This is a genomic window from Streptomyces sp. NPDC005303, from assembly GCF_040607335.1.
Lineage (GTDB): Bacteria > Actinomycetota > Actinomycetes > Streptomycetales > Streptomycetaceae > Streptomyces.
On the sequence record NZ_JBEXGM010000012.1, the window covers coordinates 99,761 to 118,181 of the forward strand.

Below are 18,421 nucleotides of genomic sequence, written 5' to 3' on the forward strand. Positions count from 1 at the left end.
GCCTTCGCCGCCCCTTGGACCGATGGACCACGATCTGACCGATCGGTCCAGCTCGGCCCCCACATACTTCAAGCCACGTGTGCGACACCCCCCTCGCACCGCGTGGCGTCCGCATGCTGGAACGGAGTATCCGGTTCCCGAGATCCGTCCCATCATGTAACCTGCACGAAATTTTGCACTCACGCAGAGGGCCAACGTCGTCCCTCGGCAATCTGCATATGCCACTTGACGACGACGGGAGAGCCGATGCGTACGCCGCGCCAGCCGTCCCAGCACTCCACGAATGGCCAGAAGTGGTCCTTCATGGATGCTCGCCCTGCTGCGCAGGGTATGTACGACCCCCGCAACGAAAAGGACGCCTGTGGCGTCGGCTTCGTGGCCACCCTCACCGGCGAGGCGAGCCATGCGCTGGTCGAGCAGGCGCTCACGGTTCTGCGCAACCTGGAGCACCGCGGTGCCACCGGATCCGAGCCCGACTCGGGTGACGGCGCCGGCATCCTGTCCCAGGTTCCGGACGCCTTCTTCCGTGAGGTCGCCGGCTTCGAGCTGCCCGCGGCCGGTGGATACGCGGTAGGTATCGCCTTCCTTCCGGAGGACCGACTCGAGGACGCCGTCTCGAAGATCGAGACGATCGCCGCCGAGGAGGGCCTCACCGTCCTCGGCTGGCGCGAGGTCCCGGTCGCCCCCGAGCTGCTCGGCGCCACCGCCCGCTCGACGATGCCGGCGTTCCGCCAGATCTTCGTCAGCGACGCCTCCGCCGCGCCCACCACGGGCATCGACCTCGACCGCAAGGCCTTCGTGCTGCGCAAGCGCGCCGAGCGCGAGGTCGACGTCTACTTCCCGTCGCTGTCCGCGCGGACCATCGTCTACAAGGGCATGCTGACCACCGGTCAGCTGGAGCCCTTCTTCCCGGACCTGTCCGACCGCCGCTTCGCCTCCGCGATCGCGCTCGTGCACTCCCGGTTCTCCACGAACACCTTCCCGTCGTGGCCGCTCGCGCACCCGTACCGCTTCGTCGCGCACAACGGTGAGATCAACACCGTCAAGGGCAACCGCAACTGGATGGCGGCCCGCGAATCGCAGCTGGTCTCCGACCTGTTCGGCAACGACAGCAAGGCCATCGAGCGCGTCTTTCCGATCTGTACGCCGGAAGCCTCCGACTCGGCGTCCTTCGACGAGGTCCTCGAACTCCTGCACCTGGGCGGCCGTTCGCTGCCGCACTCCGTGCTGATGATGATCCCGGAGGCGTGGGAGAACCACGACTCCATGGAGTCGGCACGCCGCGCCTTCTACCAGTTCCACTCCAACCTGATGGAGCCCTGGGACGGTCCGGCCTGTGTCACCTTCACCGACGGCAAGCAGGTCGGCGCGGTCCTCGACCGCAACGGCCTTCGCCCCGGCCGCTACTGGGTCACCGATGAAGGCCTCGTCGTCCTCGGCTCCGAGGTCGGCGTCCTCGACATCGATCCCGCCAAGGTGGTCCGCAAGGGCCGCCTGCAGCCGGGCCGGATGTTCCTCGTCGACACCGTCGAGCACCGCATCATCGAGGACGACGAGATCAAGGCCGGCCTCGCCGCCGAGCAGCCCTACGCGGAGTGGCTGGAGGCCGGCGAGATCGAGCTCGGCGACCTGCCCGAGCGCGAGCACATCGTGCACACCCACGCCTCGGTCACCCGCCGCCAGCAAACCTTCGGCTACACCGAGGAAGAGCTCCGTGTTCTCCTCGCGCCGATGGCCAAGGCCGGTGCCGAGCCGATCGGTTCGATGGGCACCGACTCGCCGATCGCCGCGCTGAGCGAGCGTCCGCGACTGCTCTTCGACTACTTCACCCAGCTCTTCGCGCAGGTCACCAACCCGCCGCTGGACGCGATCCGCGAGGAACTGGTGACGAGCCTGCGCTCCTCGCTGGGCCCGCAGGGCAACCTGCTCGACCCGAGCGCCGCCTCCTGTCGTTCCGTCGTGCTGCCCTTCCCGGTGATCGACAACGACGAGCTGGCCAAGCTCATCCACATCAACGCCGACGGCGACATGCCCGGCTTCAAGGCCGCGACCCTGTCCGGCCTGTACCGGGTCTCCGGTGGCGGCGACTCCCTCGCCGCGCGCATCGAGGAGATCTGCGCCGAGGCCGACGCAGCCATCGACAACGGCGCCCGGCTGATCGTCCTGTCCGACCGCCACTCGGACGCCGAGCACGCGCCGATCCCGTCGCTGCTGCTCACCGCGGCCGTCCACCACCACCTCATCCGCACCAAGCAGCGCACCCAGGTGGGCCTGCTGGTCGAGGCCGGTGACGTCCGCGAGGTCCACCACGTGGCCCTGCTGATCGGCTTCGGCGCCGCGGCCGTGAACCCGTACCTGGCCATGGAGTCCGTCGAGGACCTGGTCCGTGCGGGCACCTTCCTCTCCGACATCGAGGCCGAGCAGGCCATCCGCAACCTGATCTACGCCCTGGGCAAGGGCGTGCTGAAGGTCATGTCGAAGATGGGCATCTCGACCGTCGCGTCCTACCGCGGCGCCCAGGTCTTCGAGGCCGTCGGTCTCGAAGAGGGCTTCGTCCAGAAGTACTTCAGCGGTACCGCCTCCAAGATCGGCGGCGTCGGCATCGACGTCATCGCCAAGGAGGTCGCCGCCCGGCACGCCAAGGCGTACCCCGCTTCCGGCATCGCGCCCGCGCACCGCGCCCTCGAGATAGGCGGCGAGTACCAGTGGCGCCGTGAGGGCGAGCCGCACCTTTTCGACCCGGAGACGGTCTTCCGCCTCCAGCACTCGACGCGTGCGAACCGCTACGACATCTTCAAGAAGTACACGGACCGCGTGAACGAGCAGTCCGAGCGCCTGATGACGCTGCGCGGCCTGTTCGGCTTCAAGAGCGACCGTCAGCCGATCTCCGTCGACGAGGTCGAGCCGGTCTCCGAGATCGTCAAGCGCTTCTCCACCGGCGCCATGTCGTACGGCTCCATCTCCAAGGAGGCGCACGAGACACTCGCCATCGCCATGAACCAGCTGGGCGGCAAGTCCAACACCGGTGAGGGCGGCGAGGACGCGGACCGGCTGTACGACCCGGCGCGGCGTTCGTCGATCAAGCAGGTCGCCTCCGGCCGCTTCGGTGTGACCTCCGAGTACCTGGTCAACGCGGACGACATCCAGATCAAGATGGCCCAGGGCGCCAAGCCCGGCGAGGGCGGCCAGCTGCCCGGCCACAAGGTCTACCCGTGGGTCGCCAAGACCCGGCACTCGACCCCGGGCGTGGGCCTGATCTCCCCGCCGCCGCACCACGACATCTACTCGATCGAGGACCTGGCCCAGCTGATCCACGACCTGAAGAACGCGAACCCGCAGGCGCGGATTCACGTCAAGCTGGTCTCCGAGGTCGGCGTCGGCACGGTCGCGGCGGGTGTGTCCAAGGCGCACGCGGACGTCGTCCTGATCTCCGGTCACGACGGTGGTACCGGTGCCTCCCCGCTGACCTCGCTGAAGCACGCGGGCGGTCCCTGGGAGCTCGGTCTCGCCGAGACCCAGCAGACCCTGCTGCTCAACGGCCTGCGCGACCGGATCGTCGTCCAGACCGACGGTCAGCTCAAGACCGGCCGTGACGTCGTCATCGCCGCGCTGCTCGGCGCCGAGGAGTTCGGTTTCGCGACCGCGCCGCTCGTCGTCTCCGGCTGCGTCATGATGCGCGTCTGTCACCTGGACACCTGCCCGGTCGGCATCGCCACCCAGAACCCGGTGCTCCGCGACCGGTTCACCGGCAAGGCCGAGTACGTCGTGAACTTCTTCAAGTTCATCGCCGAAGAGGTCCGCGAGATCCTCGCCGAGCTGGGCTTCCGCTCCATCGAGGAGGCCGTCGGCCACGCCGAGACGCTCGACGTCGAGCGCGCGGTCAACCACTGGAAGGCGCAGGGCCTGGACCTGGCCCCGCTCTTCTACGTGCCCGAACTGCCCGAGGGTGCCGCGCTGCACCAGGTCATCGAGCAGGACCACGGCCTGGAGAAGGCGCTCGACAACGAGCTCATCAAGCTCGCCGCCGACGCCCTGGCCGCCGACTCGGCGACCGACGCCCAGCCGGTGCGTGCCCAGGTCGCGATCCGCAACATCAACCGCACGGTCGGCACCATGCTCGGCCACGAGGTGACGAAGAAGTTCGGTGGCGCGGGCCTGCCCGACGACACCATCGACATCACCTTCACCGGCTCGGCCGGCCAGTCCTTCGGCGCCTTCCTGCCGCGCGGTGTCACGCTGCGCCTGGAGGGCGACGCCAACGACTACGTCGGCAAGGGCCTCTCCGGCGGCCGGGTGATCGTCCGTCCCGACCGGGGCGCCGACCACCTCGCCGAGTTCTCCACGATCGCGGGCAACACCATCGCCTACGGCGCGACCGGCGGCGAGCTGTTCCTGCGCGGTCGTACCGGTGAGCGGTTCTGTGTCCGCAACTCCGGCGCGACGGTCGTCTCCGAGGGCGTGGGCGACCACGGCTGCGAGTACATGACCGGCGGTCGCGCGGTGGTCCTCGGCGAGACGGGCCGCAACTTCGCGGCCGGCATGTCCGGCGGCATCGCCTACGTGATCGACCTCGACCGGGACAACGTCAACGTCGGCAACGTGGACGCCGTGGAGGCGCTGGACGACACCGACAAGCAGTGGCTGCACGACGTGGTGCGCCGCCACCAGGAGGAGACCGGATCCACGGTCGCCGAGAAGCTCCTGGCCGAGTGGGACACCGCAGTGGACCGCTTCAGCAAGATCATCCCCAGCACGTACAAGGCAGTGCTCGCCGCCAAGGACGCCGCCGAGCAGGCGGGACTCTCCGAGTCCGAGATCACCGAGAAGATGATGGAGGCGGCGATCAATGGCTGACCCGAAGGGCTTCCTGAACCACGGCCGTGAGGTCGCCAAGTCCCGCCCGGTCGACGTACGCCTGAAGGACTGGAACGAGGTCTACGTCCCCGGCTCCCTGCTGCCGATCATCAGCAAGCAGGCTAGCCGCTGCATGGACTGCGGTATCCCGTTCTGTCACAACGGCTGTCCGCTCGGGAACCTCATCCCCGAGTGGAACGACTTCGCCTACCGCGAGGACTGGTCCGCCGCCTCCGAGCGTCTGCACGCGACCAACAACTTCCCGGAGTTCACCGGTCGGTTGTGCCCGGCGCCCTGTGAGTCGGCGTGTGTGCTCGGCATCAACCAGCCGCCGGTCACCATCAAGAACGTCGAGGTCTCGATCATCGACAAGGCGTGGGACAGCGGCGATGTCGAGCCGCAGGCCCCCGAGCGCCTGTCCGGCAAGACCGTCGCGGTGATCGGCTCCGGCCCCGCCGGTCTGGCTGCCGCGCAGCAGCTCACGCGGGCCGGTCACACCGTCGCCGTCTACGAGCGCGCGGACCGCGTCGGAGGCCTCCTCCGGTACGGCATCCCCGAGTTCAAGATGGAGAAGCGGCACATCAACCGGCGTATCGAGCAGATGCGCGCGGAGGGCACCCGCTTCCGTACCGGCATCGAGATCGGCCGCGACCTCAGGGCGACCGACCTGAAGAAGCGCTACGACGCGATCGTCATCGCCGCCGGTGCCACGACCGCCCGTGACCTGCCGGTCCCCGGCCGCGAGCTCAAGGGCATCCACCAGGCCATGGAGTACCTGCCGCTGGCCAACAAGGTGCAGGAGGGCGACTATGTGGCGCCCCCCATCACGGCCGAGGGCAAGCACGTCATCGTCATCGGCGGTGGCGACACCGGCGCCGACTGCGTGGGCACCGCCCACCGCCAGGGCGCGGCCTCGGTGACGCAGCTGGAGATCATGCCCCGTCCGGGCGAGGACCGTGCCCCGCACCAGCCGTGGCCGACCTTCCCGATGCTCTACAAGGTCACCTCCGCGCACGAGGAGGGCGGCGAGCGGGTCTACTCCGTCTCCACCACCCACTTCGAGGGCGACGAGGACGGCAACGTCCAGTGGCTGCACCTCACCGAGGTCGAGTTCATCGACGGCAAACTGACCCCGAAGCCGGGCACGGAGCGCAAGATCCCCGCCCAGCTGGTGACACTGGCCATGGGCTTCACGGGTACGGACCGCGAGAACGGTCTCGTGGATCAGTTCGGTCTGGAGCTCGACGAGCGCGGCAACATCGCCCGCGACGCCGACTTCCAGACCAATGTGCCGGGCGTCTTCGTCGCCGGTGACGCCGGCCGCGGCCAGTCGCTCATCGTGTGGGCGATCGCGGAGGGCCGCTCGGCCGCCCGCGGCTGCGACCGCTTCCTGACCGGCGCGAGCGAACTGCCCGCGCCGATCCGGCCGACCGACCGGTCCCTGATGGTCTGACGGTCACCACGGGGACCTGACGGTCCCTCACAAAGCGTCCCGTACAAAGGCGTACGGAACACTGACGGCGCCTGCCTCCACGTCCCCGACCGGACCGGAAGCAGGCGCCGTCGCCTTTCCTACGGCACCTTGTACGTCTCCCCGTACACCTGCCACTCCAGCGGTCTTCTCAGGTCCAGGTTCCCCTCGTCCAGGAACCGCCGTTGCGCGGTGTCGACGCGGGAGGTGTCGATGTCCGCCTCGCGGGTCTTCATGGCCGCCCGGCGGACGTCCAGGAAGGCGTCCAGGTATGCCTTCTCGGAGCCGCCCTCGGTGGGGCTGTGGGCCTTGTGGAGGGCGCTTTCACGGATGCCGTAGAAGCTGGTGGCGTCGGTGCCGGGGCCGTGGAAGACCATGGCGTCGTAGTAGACGAACTGGCCGAGCGCGCCGAGACCGTCGAGCTTGGCGAGGCGGACCGCGGGGTCGAAGTAGACCCGGTCGCGCTCCGCGTCCTGGGCCCTCTGGAAGGCCGGCCGGGTGGCCTCCGTCTTCCAGGCGGCCGGCAAGCCGGGGTCCAGGCCCTCGTGGGAGTCGGTGCCGTCGACCTCGCGCAGGGCGGGGAGGTACTTCGCGAGACCGTTGCCGGGGTGGGCCTTCGTGTAGCGCTCGACGAGGGTGAGCAGATCGTGGGTGCCGGTGCAGAAGCCGATGAGGCCGGCCGTGTAGCCCTGGCCGTCGCCGATGTCCTCGACGTAGGCGTAGGCGCTGCGCCAGTCGAGGGTGGAGTTCTCGGCACTCGCGACGAGTTGCTGGGCGAGGTCCTTCCCGGCGGGGGCGGCGAGGCCCAGCGGCTGGTCGGCGAGCACCTCGTCGGTGGCGCCGTCCGTCTCCTCGGCCCAGACCTTGGCGCCCTGGGCGCCCTTGGCGTCCTGGGCCGCCTGCGCGCGGTAGGCGGCGGAGAGGTCGGGGCCCGCCCCGCCGGCCCGGGGGTCCTCGGGCGCGAGGACGTAGACCGACGCCGTGACGAGCACGGGGACGGCCGCGAGGAGCAGCAGGCGGGCCCGCCTCACCGCGCTCCCGTCAGTTCGGCGACCTTGGCCCAGGTGGCCACCAGGAGCACGAGCAGCAGTACGGCGCAGGCTCCGGCCTGCACCAGGGCGCGGCGGCCGTCCCGGGGAGCGTAGGCGTAGGCGAGGGTGACGACGGCTCCGGCGAGCAGACCGCCGAGGTGACCCTGCCATGACGTCAGCCCCGCGGAGATCAGCAGCCACAGCAGAAGCCCCGCCATGAACCGGTTGACCTGGGCCATGTCGGCGCCGAGTCGGCGGGCCATCACGTAGTACGCGGCACCGAGCCCGAAGATCGCGCCGGACGCGCCGAGCGTGGCCTCGGTCGGTGCGACCAGCAGGACCAGGACCGAGCCGCCGAGCGCGGAGAGCAGATACAGGACGACATACCTGAGGCGGCCGAGCTGGACCTCGACCACGCGGCCGATGTTCCACAGCGACACCATGTTCATCACGATGTGCAGGATCCCGAACGTGCCCCCGGTGGGCGGCAGATGAAGGAAGGCGCCGGTCAGGAGCCGGTACCACTCGCCTTCGGCGACACCCTCGGCATGGAAGTCGGCGGGGTATCCGGACTGCCACACATAGTGGCCGCCGTCCGGGCCCACCAGGCCGACGCCCAGCATCTCGAACCGGTCCACGATCGCCGGGCGCACCAGCTCGCCGAGGTAGGCGAGCGCGTTGAGGCCGATGAGGACGTACGTCACCAGGGGGACGGCCGTGATGCGCCCGCCGAACGCGGTCCGGGCCCGCCGCACCGTCCGCGCCCCCTCCCGTACGCAGTCGGGGCACTGGTGGCCGACGGCCGCCTCCCGCATGCAGTCCGGGCAGATGTACCGCTCGCAGCGGGTGCAGCGGACGTGGGACTCCACCCTGGGGTGGCGATAGCAGGTGGTGACGGCGGATTCGGGTTCCACGGCCGGCTCTCCTCGGAGTGACAGGGGTGATCTTGAGCCGGTGGGGACGGCGGCGAACAAAATATCGAACCTTGGGGGCGGGGTGGGTGGAGGGGCCCGGTCGGACGAGATGTGTACCGGGAACTCACCGGCGGCGGCCACCAGCGCTGAGGACCGTGTCGCGGCACTCGTCGGGGCCGCCCCAGGCGGTGCGCAGGGCGCGGGCCCTGGTGAGCCACAGGGACAGGTCGTACTCGGCCGTGTACCCGATCGCGCCGTGCAGCTGGAGCGCGGTACGGGCCGTCCGGTACGCCGCCTCGCACGCGGTGACCTTGGCGGCGGCGACATCCTCCTCGGCCATCGTCAGGGCGGCGCCGAACAGCAGGGGGCGGGCGAACTCCAACGCGATCTTCGCGTCGGCCAGTCGGTGCTTGACCGCCTGGAAGGAGCCGATGGGGGCGCCGAACTGGGTGCGCTGCCTGACGTGGGAGACGGTCCGGTCGAGGAGGGCGAGGCCCACGCCGAGGGCCTGGGCGGCGGTCGTGAGGCGGGCGAGGAGGAGGGCGGCGGTGACGGGCGGGTGCCCGGTGAGCAGTTCGCCGCCCGAGCTCAGCCGGGTGAGACGGCGGGCGGGGTCGAGCGAGAGGTGCGCCGGGCCGTGGCCGGGGGCGAGGTACAGGCCCTCGGCGGTGAGGGAGAGGCAGATGTCCGCGACCTGGCCGTCCAGGGCGTACCCGCCGTCGCGGGCGACGGTGGCCATGGTCTCCCCCGAGGCCAGCGCCGGGAGCAGTCGCTTCGCCACCCCCGCTCGGTGAGCAGCGCCGCCGCCGTCACCGTCTCCACCAGGGGACCCGGTACCGCGTGCCGCCCCAACTCCACGAAGGCGAGTGCGAGTTCCACGGGGCGAGGGCCCAGCCCCTCGTAGGCCTCGGGCACCGCCAGTGCGAAGACGCCCGCCTCGGCGACACGGCGCCACAGCGCACGGCCACTGCCGTGGTCGCCGTGGCTCCAGTCCCGTACGACCGACGGGGTGTCCGCGGCCGTCAGCATGGCGTTCAGGGAGTCGGCGAACTGCCGCTGCTCGGGGTCGAGGCGGAAGCGCATCAGCGGCGTCCCTTCGGCAGACCCAGCAGGCGTTCGGCGATGATGTCGCGCTGGATCTCGTTCGTGCCGGCGTAGATCGGGCCGGCGAGGGCGAAGACATAGCGCTCGGACCAGTCGGGGTCCTCTTCCTCACCGAGGAGATCCAACGCCGTCTCCGTGAGCGCGATGTCGTACTCGGACCAGAAGACCTTGTTCAGGCTGGACTCGGGGCCGAGTGTCTCGCCGTCCAGGAAGCGGGCGGCGGCCGCGTAGGTGAACAGCTGGTAGGCGCGGGCGCCGATCAGGGCGTCCGCGACCCGGACCCGCTCGCTCCCCGGTTCGCCGCGGGACTCCCAGAGCGCGGCCAACCGGTCGGCGGCCGCCAGGAAACGGCCCGGCGAGCGCAGCATCAGGCCCCGTTCGTTGCCCGCCGTCGACATCGCGATCCGCCAGCCCTGCCCGGGCCCGCCGATGACGTCCTCGTCCGGCACGAACACCTCGTCCAGGAAGAGCTCGGCGAAGGCCGGCTTGCCGTCGAGACGGCGGATCGGGCGGACGGTGACACCGGGGGCACGCAGGTCGAACATCAGGTAGGTCAGGCCCTGGTGGGGTCTCGGGGTGTCCGGATCGGTGCGGAAGAGGCCGAAGGCGCGGTCCGCGAAGGCGGCCCGGGAGGACCAGGTCTTCTGGCCGCTGAGCAGCCAGCCCCCTTCCGTGCGCACCCCCCTGGACCTCAGGGACGCCAGGTCCGAGCCCGCCTCCGGCTCCGACCAGGCCTGCGCCCAGATCACCTCACCGGTGGCCATCGGCGGCAGCACGCGCGCGCGTTGCTCCGGGGTGCCGTGGTCGAAGAGGGTCGGGGCGAGGAGGCTGACGCCGTTCTGGTTGACGCGTCCGGGCGCCCCGGCCGCGTAGTACTCCTCCTCGAAGACCAGCCAGCGCACCAGCCCGGAGTCCCGGCCGCCGTACTGAACGGGCCAGTTGACCACCGACCAGCGGTCCGCGGCGAGTTCGGACTCCCAGACGCGGTGGGCCGCGAAGCCCTCCTCGGTCTCCAGGGAGGGCAGCGGGGAGGCGGGCAGATGCGCGCGCAGCCATGCCCGGGCCTCGGCGCGGAAGGCCTCATCCTCCTGCGTGAACGCCAGATCCATGGACACCCGTCCTTCCCTAACAAGTGTTTGGTAGGTTAGCGTGGCGCTATGACAGGCGTCGAGAGTCCGGTGTACGAACCGGGGCACGGGCTGCTGAAGGGGCGCACCGCCGTCATCACCGCCGCCGCGGGCGCGGGCATCGGCGGGGCGACCGCGCGCCGCTTCCTGGAGGAGGGCGCGCGCGTCCTGATCAGCGACGCGCACGCGCGGCGGCTGAAGGAGTACGGCGCCGAGCTGGCCGGGGAATTCCAGGGCGCGGTGACCTCCGTGGCGTGCGATGTCACCGACGAGGCGCAGGTCGGCGCACTGTTCGACGCGGCCGTGCGGGAGCACGGACGGCTGGACATCGTCGTCAACAACGCCGGTCTGGGCGGGACTTCGGCGCTTGTCGACATGACCGACGACCAGTGGACCCGAGTCCTGGACGTCACGCTCAACGGCACCTTCCGGTGCACCCGGACGGCCCTGCGGCACATGCGGGACTCCGGCGGCGGCGTGATCGTCAACAATGCCTCCGTCGTCGGCTGGCGTGCCCAGGCCGGACAGGCGCACTACGCCGCCGCGAAGGCCGGAGTCATGGCGCTGACCCGGTGCGCGGCCCTGGAGGCGGCTGAGTACGGCGTCCGTGTCAACGCCGTCTCGCCCAGCCTCGCCATGCACCCGCACCTGGTGAAGGTGACCTCGGCCGAACTGCTGGAGGAGCTCACCGCGCGCGAGGCCTTCGGACGCTACGCCGAGCCCTGGGAGGTGGCCAACGTGATCGTGTTCCTGGCGTCCGGCTACTCCTCGTACATGACGGGCGAGGTCGTCGCCGTCAGCAGTCAACACGCCTAGGACAATGGACGATGTGCCGACCAAGAAGAAGCCCCAGGTGAGCGCCGCAGCGCCCGCGCGCCGCCGTGAACTCCTCGACACCGCCGCCGAGGTCTTCGCCGAACAGGGCTACAACGCCACGACCGTACGCAAGATCGCGGACCACGCGGGCATGCTCGCGGGCAGCCTCTACTACCACTTCGACTCCAAGGAATCGATGCTGGAGGAGATCCTGCGGACCTTCCTCGACGAGCTCTGGGACGGCTACGACACCGTCCTGGGCGCCGAGTCGGGGCCGCGCGAGACGCTGGAGGCCCTGGTCACCGAGTCGTTCCGGGAGATCGACCGGCACCGCGCCGCCGTCGCGATCTACCAGAAGGAGAGCAAGCAGCTGGTGGCGCAGGAGCGGTTCGCGTTCCTCGCCGAGTCGCAGCGCAGGTTCGAGAAGGCCTGGCTGTCCACACTGGAGCGCGGGGTCGCGGCCGAGGTGTTCCGGGCCGACCTCGACGTGCGGCTGACCTACCGGTTCGTGCGCGACACCGTGTGGGTCGCCGCGTCCTGGTACCGGCCCGGCGGACAGCACAGCCCGGAGGAGATCGCCCGGCAGTACCTGTCGATGGTGCTGGACGGGATCGCCGTACGTACGTAACTCACTGGGGAGTTGCCATGGCCGAGGCCTACATCGTCGAAGCGGTCCGTACGCCCGTCGGGCGGCGCGGGGGAGGACTGAGCGGGGTCCACCCGGCCGATCTGGGCGCGCATGTGCTGCGCGCGCTGATCGAGCGGGCAGGGGTCGATCCCGGCGCCGTCGAGGACGTGGTCTTCGGGTGTCTGGACGCGGTCGGTCCGCAGGCCGGGGACATCGCGCGGACCTCGTGGCTCGCGGCCGGGCTGCCCGAGGAGGTGCCCGGGGTGACCGTGGACCGGCAGTGCGGGTCCTCGCAGCAGGCCGTGCACTTCGCCGCGCAGGGCGTGCTGTCCGGGACGCAGGACCTGGTGGTCGCCGGCGGGGTGCAGAACATGTCGATGATCCCGATCGCCTTCGCGACCCGGCAGGCCGCCGAGCCGCTCGGGCTGACCCAGGGGCCCTTCGCGGGCAGCGAGGGGTGGCGGGCGCGGTACGGGGACCGGGCGGTGAACCAGTTCGTCGGCGCCGAGACGATCGCAGGGAAGTGGGGGATCAGCCGCGAGGACCAGGAGGAGTTCGCGCTCCGGTCCCATCGGCGGGCACTGCGGGCCATCGACGAGGGGCGCTTCGAGCGCGAGACGGTGGCCTACGGTCCGGTCGCGGTCGACGAGGGCCCGCGCCGGGACACCTCCCTGGAGAAGATGGCCGGCCTCAAGCCGGTGATCGAGGGCGGCACCATCACCGCGGCCTGCTCCTCGCAGGTCTCCGACGGCGCGGCGGCCATGCTGCTGGCCTCGGAGCGGGCGGTGCGCGAACACGGCCTCACCCCACGCGCGCGCGTGCACCACCTCTCCGTCCGCGGCGAGGACCCCATCCGCATGCTCACCGCGCCCATCCCGGCCACCGCGCACGCCCTGAAGAAGACCGGCCTCACCATCGACGACATCGACCTCGTCGAGATCAACGAGGCTTTCGCGCCCGTGGTGCTGGCCTGGCTGAAGGAGACCGGGGCCGACCCGGAGAAGGTCAACGTCAACGGCGGCGCGATCGCCCTCGGTCACCCGCTGGGGGCGACGGGCGTGAAGCTGATGACGACCCTGCTGCACGAACTGGAGCGCAGGGGCGGCCGGTTCGGGCTCCAGACGATGTGCGAGGGCGGGGGACAGGCGAACGTGACGATCATCGAGAGGCTGTGAGGCGGTGGGACGCTCGCTTCGGCGGACGGAGTCCGGCGCAGGCTCTCGAAGCCCGTGGGGCCCCCTGGGGCCGAGCGGTGCGAGGGGGCCGTCGGGGATGGTGCCGATGTGCGAGGGCGGGGGACAGGCGAACGTGACGATCATCGAGAGGCTGTGAGGCCCCGAAGAACCCCCTCCGCCTCCTTCATGACCCGCTCCACCAGCTCCGCGCACGACGGCAGGTCGTCGATCACCCCGGCGACCTGCCCGCAGGCCATCACCCCGAGATCCGTACGGCCGTCCACCATCGCCGACCTGAGAAGCATCGGGGTGTTGGCGGCGAGCAGGACCTGGCTCCAGGTGAGGTCCTTGCCGTGGCGCATCGCGAGGCCGTCACGGAGAAGCTGCCGCCAGGTCAGGCCGGAGAGCCTGCGGAAGGCGGCGGCGTGCCGGCCGGCGCGCAGCAGGGTGCGTGCATGGCCCGTGTTCTCCAGGGAGTCCACCAGGTCCGTGCGGAGCATCCGGTGCGGAAGGCCGTCGACCGCCCGGGTCACCGTCACGTCCTTGACCGTCGCCGCCAGATAGCGCGCCTTCACCGCCTCCGGCACCGTCGAGTCGGAGGTGAGCAGGAAGCGGGTGCCCATGGCGACGCCCGCCGCCCCGTACGCCAGCGCCGCGACCAGACCCCGCCCGTCGAAGAAGCCGCCCGCCGCCACGACCGGGATGTCCACCGCGTCCACCACCTGCGGCAGCAGGACCGTCGTCGCCACCTCCCCGGTGTGCCCGCCGCCCTCCCCGCCCTGCACGATCACCGCGTCCGCGCCCCAGGCCGCGACCTTCTCGGCATGCCGCCGGGCACCGACGGACGGGACGACGACCACCCCCGCCTCCTTGAGCGTGCCGATCAGCTCGGCGGAGGGCGCGAGGGCGAAGGACGCCACCCGCACGCCCTCGTCGATGATCACGCGCACCCGGTCCCCGGCGTCCACCGCGTCGGCCCGCAGATTGACCCCGAAAGGCGCGTCCGTACGGGACCTGACCTCCCGTACGGCGTCCCGGAGCCGGTCGAGCGTCATGGTCGCGGAGGCCAGGATGCCGAGCGCCCCCGCGTTCGCCGTGGCCGAGACCAGGCGCGGGCCCGCCACCCACCCCATCCCGGTCTGCACGAGGGGATGCCGGACCCCGACCAGCCGGGTGAACGCGGTCTCCATCAGGCACCCACCTCCCGAGCGCGCGTGCCGGCCGGGTCGAGCACCTCTCGGATCAACTCCATTTCGTGGACGGTCGGTTCGCGGGTGTACGGCACCTCGCCCGGGACCACCGGATCGAAACCGGTGGCCTCCCGCACCTGTTCCACGGTGACCCCCGGATGCAGCGAGGCCAGCCGCATCGAGTGGTCCGGGGTGTCGAAGTCGAAGACGCCCAGATCGGAGACGACTCGCGGGATGCGGTGGAAACGTGCCCCGGCGGCGTGGTCGTACCCGACCCCGCAGACCATGTCGACCTTCTCGACGAAGACCCGTCTGGAGTGTTTCGGGACCCAGTAACTGGTCGGGTTGTTCAGGGTGTTGACCGGTGCGCCCCGCACCCCGAGCAGCTGCCGCTTGGGCCTCGCCCAGTCGCCGATGCAGGAGATGTTCTGGTTGCCGTACCGGTCGATCTGGCTCGCGCCCATCATCACGTGCCGCCGCCCACCGGTGACCAGGGCGAGGTGCTGACGGTAGGGCAGCCAGCCCTCGGGGGTGCCGTCCGGGCGGACCAGCAGGGCCTCGCCGTCGGTCAGCAGCAGGTCGGGGGAGAAGGTGAGGCGGGCGAGCCTGGCTCCGATCGAGGGGATCAGTCCCATCGGGCTCGCGAGGATCTCGCCCTCGTCCCGCCAGGCCTCGGCGCAGGCGATCACGCAGTACTCACTCCGGGGCGCGGTCATGGAGTCCTCCCCCGGGATACCGTGCGGCGAACTCGGGCCAGGGGGTGCTCGCGTACTCCCGCTGAACGGCCTCGTCCCGGCCGTAGTCGGGGGCGCAGGAGGTGAAGTGCGCGCCGCCCGGAGCCTCGACCACACCGGTGACCGTGTGCCGTTTCACCAGCAGCGACTGCGGCGGCGCCTCCTTCGTCAACTCCGCGGTGTCCACGATCCGCTCGCAGGAGACGTACGCGGTGTCGGCCGCCTCGCAGAACAGGTCGTCGAAGTACGGGTCGGGTCCGAGGTACTGGCCGTTGCCGAGCCGGTCGGCGCGGTTCAGGTGCACCAACGCGGCATCCATACTGAGCGCGGGCATGGCCACGAACGTCTCCTGGTCGTCGTACGGCGAGGTCACCGTCCGCAGACCGGGGTTGACCCGCATGACGTCCGAGCCGATGCCTGCCCGCACCGGCAGGAACGGCAGCCGGTTCGCGGCTGCCCGCAGGCCCCACATGAACATCGCCTCGTCGACCTCCATGAGCTCGAAGGCACCGGCCTCGCGGGCGGCCCGGTAGTGGGGTTCGAGCGGGATCGAGTCGAGGGTGACGAAGGCGGCGACGAGCTTGCGGATGCGCCCGGCGGCGGCGAGCATGCCGACGTCCGGGCCGCCGTACGAGACGATCGTCAGGTCGGTGACGTCCGAGCGCAGCAGCGCGCGCACCAGCGTCATCGGCTTGCGGCGCGAACCCCAGCCGCCGATGCCGAGGGTCATACCGCTGCGCAGCCGGGAGACGACCTCGTCGGCCGTCATGGTCTTGTCGCTCACTCGGCCTCCCCGCCGAACCTGTCACGGACCCGGTCGGCGACCCCGCTGACGCTCGCCTCGTAGGTGAAGCCCTGCTCGAAGCGGTAGCCGCGGCGGACGTCGACCGGGTCGATGCCGTTGATGGCGGCCTTGGCCAGGCGCAGCAGCTCGCCGTCCTTGGCGGCGATCTCGCGGGCCGACTCCAGGGCCGCGGCGGCGAGTTCGTCCCTCGGGACGACCTTCCACACCGAACCGTGCCGGTGCAGTTCGGCGGCGGTGACCGTGCGGGAGGTGAAGTACAGGGCGCGCATGAGGTGCTGGGGGACCAGGCGGGCCAGGTGCGTGGCCGCGCCGAGGGCCCCGCGGTCCAGCTCGGGCAGGCCGAAGGTGGCGTCCTCGCTCGCCACGATCACATCCGCGTTGCCCACCAGGCCGACGCCGCCGCCCAGGCAGAATCCCTGCACGGCGGCCACCACGGGCACCTCGCAGTCGTACACCGCCGAAAACGCCTCGAAACAGCCGCGGTTGGCGCCGACCAGGGCGGCCGGGCCGCGCTTCTGGATCTCCTTGATGTCCACGCCCGCGTTGAAACCACGCCCCTCGGCCGCCAGGACCACACACCTGACCTCCGGATCGCGGCCCGCCGCGCGCACGGCGTCGGCCAGGGCGAACCAGCCGTCCACCGGGAGGGCGTTCACCGGCGGGAAGTCGACCCCGACCAGGACGATCCCCTTTTCCGGGGACGAGGTGGAGACACCCATCGCTGCATCAGCTACCTTTCCACCAAACGTTTGTTAGGTGAAGGGTAGCGGTGAATGGAGCTGAGCGGGAGGGTCGTGGTCGTCACCGGCGGCACGCGCGGAGTCGGCGCCGGGATCGCCCGCTCCTTCGCACAGGCGGGGGCGGACGTCGTCGTTTGCGCGCGCAGGCCGCCCGAAGTCCCCTTGCCGCAAGCGCGGTTCGTGGAACTGGACGTCCGGGAACCCGACGCCGTACGGCACTTCTTCGCCGAACTGCCGCGCCTGGACGTCCTGGTCAACAACGCGGGAGGCGCGCCCTATCGGCTGCTCACCGAGGCTCGCGCCGAACAGCACGCCCGGGTACTGGAGTTGAACCTCCTCGCCCCCCTGACGGTGTCCCTGGCCGCCTACGAGCACCTGAAACGGACCCGCGGCTCCATCGTCATGATCGGAAGCGTCAGCGGCGGCCGGCCCTCACCGGGCACGGCCGCGTACGGGGCGGCCAAGGCCGGCCTGGAGAACCTGGCCCGCTCAATGGCCGTGGAGTGGGCACCGGACGTGCGCGTGAACACCCTGGTCGTCGGCATGGTCCGCACCGAGCGGTCGCATCTGCACTACGGCGACGAGGCGGGCATCGCCGCCGTCTCCCGCACGGTCCCGCTCGGCCGTCTGGCCGAGCCCTCGGACGTGGGCGCGGCCGCCGTGTTCCTCGCCTCGGACGCCGCCGCGTACATCAGCGGGGCCTCGCTGCTGGTGCACGGCGGCGGGGAGCGGCCGGCCTTCCAGGAGGCCGCAACTGTCAACAAGGAGACGTGAGATGACCGGAATCTGCGACGGCCGGGTCGTCGTCGTCACCGGCGCGGGCCGCGGTCTCGGCCGCGCCCACGCGCTCGCCTTCGCCGCCGAGGGCGCCCGGGTCGTCGTCAACGACCTCGGCGTCGGCCTCGACGGCACACCGGGCCCCGACAGCCCCGCTCTCCTCGTCGCCGAGGAGATCCGTGCGGCGGGCGGCGCGGCCGTCGCCCACGGCGGCGACATCGCGACCCCCGCCGGCGCCGCCTCCCTCGTCCGGGCCGCCCTGGAGACGTACGGCCGCCTCGACACCCTCGTCAACAACGCCGGGTTCCTGCGCGACCGGATGCTGGTGAACCTGGAGGAGGACGACTGGGACGCGGTGATGCGGGTCCATCTGAAGGGCCACTTCCTGCCGCTGAAGCATGCGGCCGCGCATTGGCGGGGGGAGACGAAGGCGGGACGTACGCCTGTGGCCAGGGTCGTCAACACGTCCAGCGGGGCGGGCCTGCTGGGCTCGGTGGGACAGGGCAACTACAGCGCCGCGAAGGCCGGAATCATAGGCCTCACCCTGGTCGCGGCGGCCGAACTCGCCCGCTACGGCGTCCAGGTCAACGCGATCGCCCCCGCGGCACGGACGAGGATGACCGAGCGGACGTTCGCCGACACGATGGCGGCCCCGTCCGACGGCTTCGACGCGATGGCCCCGGAGAACGTGTCCCCGCTGGTCGTGTGGCTGGGCTCGGAGGCGAGTGCGGGAGTGACGGGCCGGGTCTTCGAGGCCGAGGGCGGGCGGATCACGGTGATGGAGGGCTGGAGGCCGGGCCCGACCACCGACAGGGCCGCGAGGTGGGCCCCGGCGGAGGCGGGAGAGGCGGCGCGGAAGCTGTTGGGGGAGGCAGAGGCTCCGGCTCCGGTACATGGAGCGCCAACATGATCACCTTAGGGGCGCGGGGAACTGCGCGACCAGCCACGACGATGCGGCAGACGGCAGACGGCAGACGGCAGACGGCGGACGGCAGACGGCAGACGGCAGAGGGCAGACGGCAGACGGCAGACGGCAGACGGCAGACGGCACACGA

Annotated in this window: 14 protein-coding genes and 1 pseudogene; 7 read left to right on the top strand and 8 right to left on the bottom strand. The window is 71.0% G+C overall.

The window, feature by feature from the left end; all coding sequences use genetic code 11:
- Nucleotides 1-246 precede the first annotated feature (246 nt).
- Both gltB and ABZT93_RS19320 read left to right on the top strand, forming a co-directional pair.
- Complete coding sequence (gltB, locus tag ABZT93_RS19315) at nt 247-4,854, top strand: glutamate synthase large subunit (RefSeq protein WP_356105926.1); 4,608 nt, start codon at nt 247-249, stop codon at nt 4,852-4,854.
- A complete protein-coding gene (locus ABZT93_RS19320) occupies nt 4,847-6,307 on the top strand; it encodes a glutamate synthase subunit beta (RefSeq protein WP_356105928.1) in 1,461 nt (486 codons plus the stop codon). Before gltB ends, ABZT93_RS19320 begins: the two co-directional genes overlap by 8 nt.
- A gap of 119 nt (nt 6,308-6,426) precedes the next feature.
- Here ABZT93_RS19320 and ABZT93_RS19325 read toward each other — a convergent pair whose 3' ends face one another.
- The 4 genes and pseudogenes from ABZT93_RS19325 to ABZT93_RS19340 form a co-directional block, all read right to left on the bottom strand.
- On the bottom strand, nt 6,427-7,356 hold the full coding sequence (locus ABZT93_RS19325) for a chitosanase (protein ID WP_356105930.1): 930 nt from the start codon (nt 7,354-7,356) through the stop codon (nt 6,427-6,429).
- Nucleotides 7,353-8,270 (bottom strand): rhomboid family intramembrane serine protease, encoded by a 918-nt coding sequence (locus tag ABZT93_RS19330; RefSeq protein WP_356105931.1) that lies wholly within the window; start codon nt 8,268-8,270, stop codon nt 7,353-7,355. Before ABZT93_RS19330 ends, ABZT93_RS19325 begins: the two co-directional genes overlap by 4 nt.
- A gap of 124 nt (nt 8,271-8,394) precedes the next feature.
- A pseudogene (locus ABZT93_RS19335) lies at nt 8,395-9,353 on the bottom strand (acyl-CoA dehydrogenase family protein).
- Complete coding sequence (locus ABZT93_RS19340) at nt 9,353-10,483, bottom strand: acyl-CoA dehydrogenase family protein (protein ID WP_356105933.1); 1,131 nt, start codon at nt 10,481-10,483, stop codon at nt 9,353-9,355. Before ABZT93_RS19340 ends, ABZT93_RS19335 begins: the two are co-directional and overlap by 1 nt.
- A gap of 48 nt (nt 10,484-10,531) precedes the next feature.
- Here ABZT93_RS19340 and ABZT93_RS19345 point away from each other — a divergent pair, with 48 nt between their 5' ends.
- Genes ABZT93_RS19345 through ABZT93_RS19355 form a run of 3 tightly spaced genes read left to right on the top strand, consistent with a single transcriptional unit; the run spans nt 10,532 to nt 13,120 of the window.
- Nucleotides 10,532-11,317 carry an SDR family oxidoreductase gene (locus ABZT93_RS19345; RefSeq protein ID WP_356105935.1) on the top strand — a complete coding sequence of 262 codons (786 nt, stop codon included), beginning with the start codon at nt 10,532-10,534 and terminating at the stop codon, nt 11,315-11,317.
- 13 nt (nt 11,318-11,330) lie between these two features.
- The gene (locus ABZT93_RS19350; RefSeq protein ID WP_037719688.1) at nt 11,331-11,945 is read left to right on the top strand and encodes a TetR family transcriptional regulator; all 615 of its coding nucleotides are present in this window, start codon (nt 11,331-11,333) and stop codon (nt 11,943-11,945) included.
- Between the two features lie 17 nt (nt 11,946-11,962).
- On the top strand, nt 11,963-13,120 hold the full coding sequence (locus tag ABZT93_RS19355) for an acetyl-CoA C-acetyltransferase (protein WP_356105937.1): 1,158 nt from the start codon (nt 11,963-11,965) through the stop codon (nt 13,118-13,120).
- 140 nt (nt 13,121-13,260) lie between these two features.
- Here ABZT93_RS19355 and ABZT93_RS19360 read toward each other — a convergent pair whose 3' ends face one another.
- The 4 genes from ABZT93_RS19360 to ABZT93_RS19375 are packed head-to-tail and all read right to left on the bottom strand — an operon-like array spanning nt 13,261 to nt 16,568.
- On the bottom strand, nt 13,261-14,310 hold the full coding sequence (locus tag ABZT93_RS19360) for a nitronate monooxygenase (protein WP_356105939.1): 1,050 nt from the start codon (nt 14,308-14,310) through the stop codon (nt 13,261-13,263).
- Nucleotides 14,310-15,026, bottom strand: a complete 717-nt coding sequence (locus ABZT93_RS19365) for a CoA-transferase (RefSeq protein ID WP_356105941.1) — start codon at nt 15,024-15,026, stop codon at nt 14,310-14,312. Before ABZT93_RS19365 ends, ABZT93_RS19360 begins: the two co-directional genes overlap by 1 nt.
- Nucleotides 15,007-15,828, bottom strand: a complete 822-nt coding sequence (locus ABZT93_RS19370; RefSeq protein WP_356105942.1) for a CoA-transferase — start codon at nt 15,826-15,828, stop codon at nt 15,007-15,009. The genes ABZT93_RS19365 and ABZT93_RS19370 overlap by 20 nt, the downstream gene beginning before the upstream one ends.
- The gene (locus tag ABZT93_RS19375) at nt 15,825-16,568 is read right to left on the bottom strand and encodes an enoyl-CoA hydratase family protein (RefSeq protein ID WP_356105944.1); all 744 of its coding nucleotides are present in this window, start codon (nt 16,566-16,568) and stop codon (nt 15,825-15,827) included. The genes ABZT93_RS19370 and ABZT93_RS19375 overlap by 4 nt, the downstream gene beginning before the upstream one ends.
- Nucleotides 16,569-16,622: 54 nt before the next feature.
- Here ABZT93_RS19375 and ABZT93_RS19380 point away from each other — a divergent pair, with 54 nt between their 5' ends.
- Nucleotides 16,623-17,363, top strand: coding sequence for an SDR family oxidoreductase (locus ABZT93_RS19380; protein ID WP_356105945.1), 741 nt, complete (start codon nt 16,623-16,625; stop codon nt 17,361-17,363).
- Nucleotide 17,364: 1 nt separating this feature from the next.
- Nucleotides 17,365-18,276, top strand: coding sequence for an SDR family oxidoreductase (locus ABZT93_RS19385; RefSeq protein WP_356105947.1), 912 nt, complete (start codon nt 17,365-17,367; stop codon nt 18,274-18,276).
- The last annotated feature ends 145 nt before the right edge of the window (nt 18,277-18,421 follow it).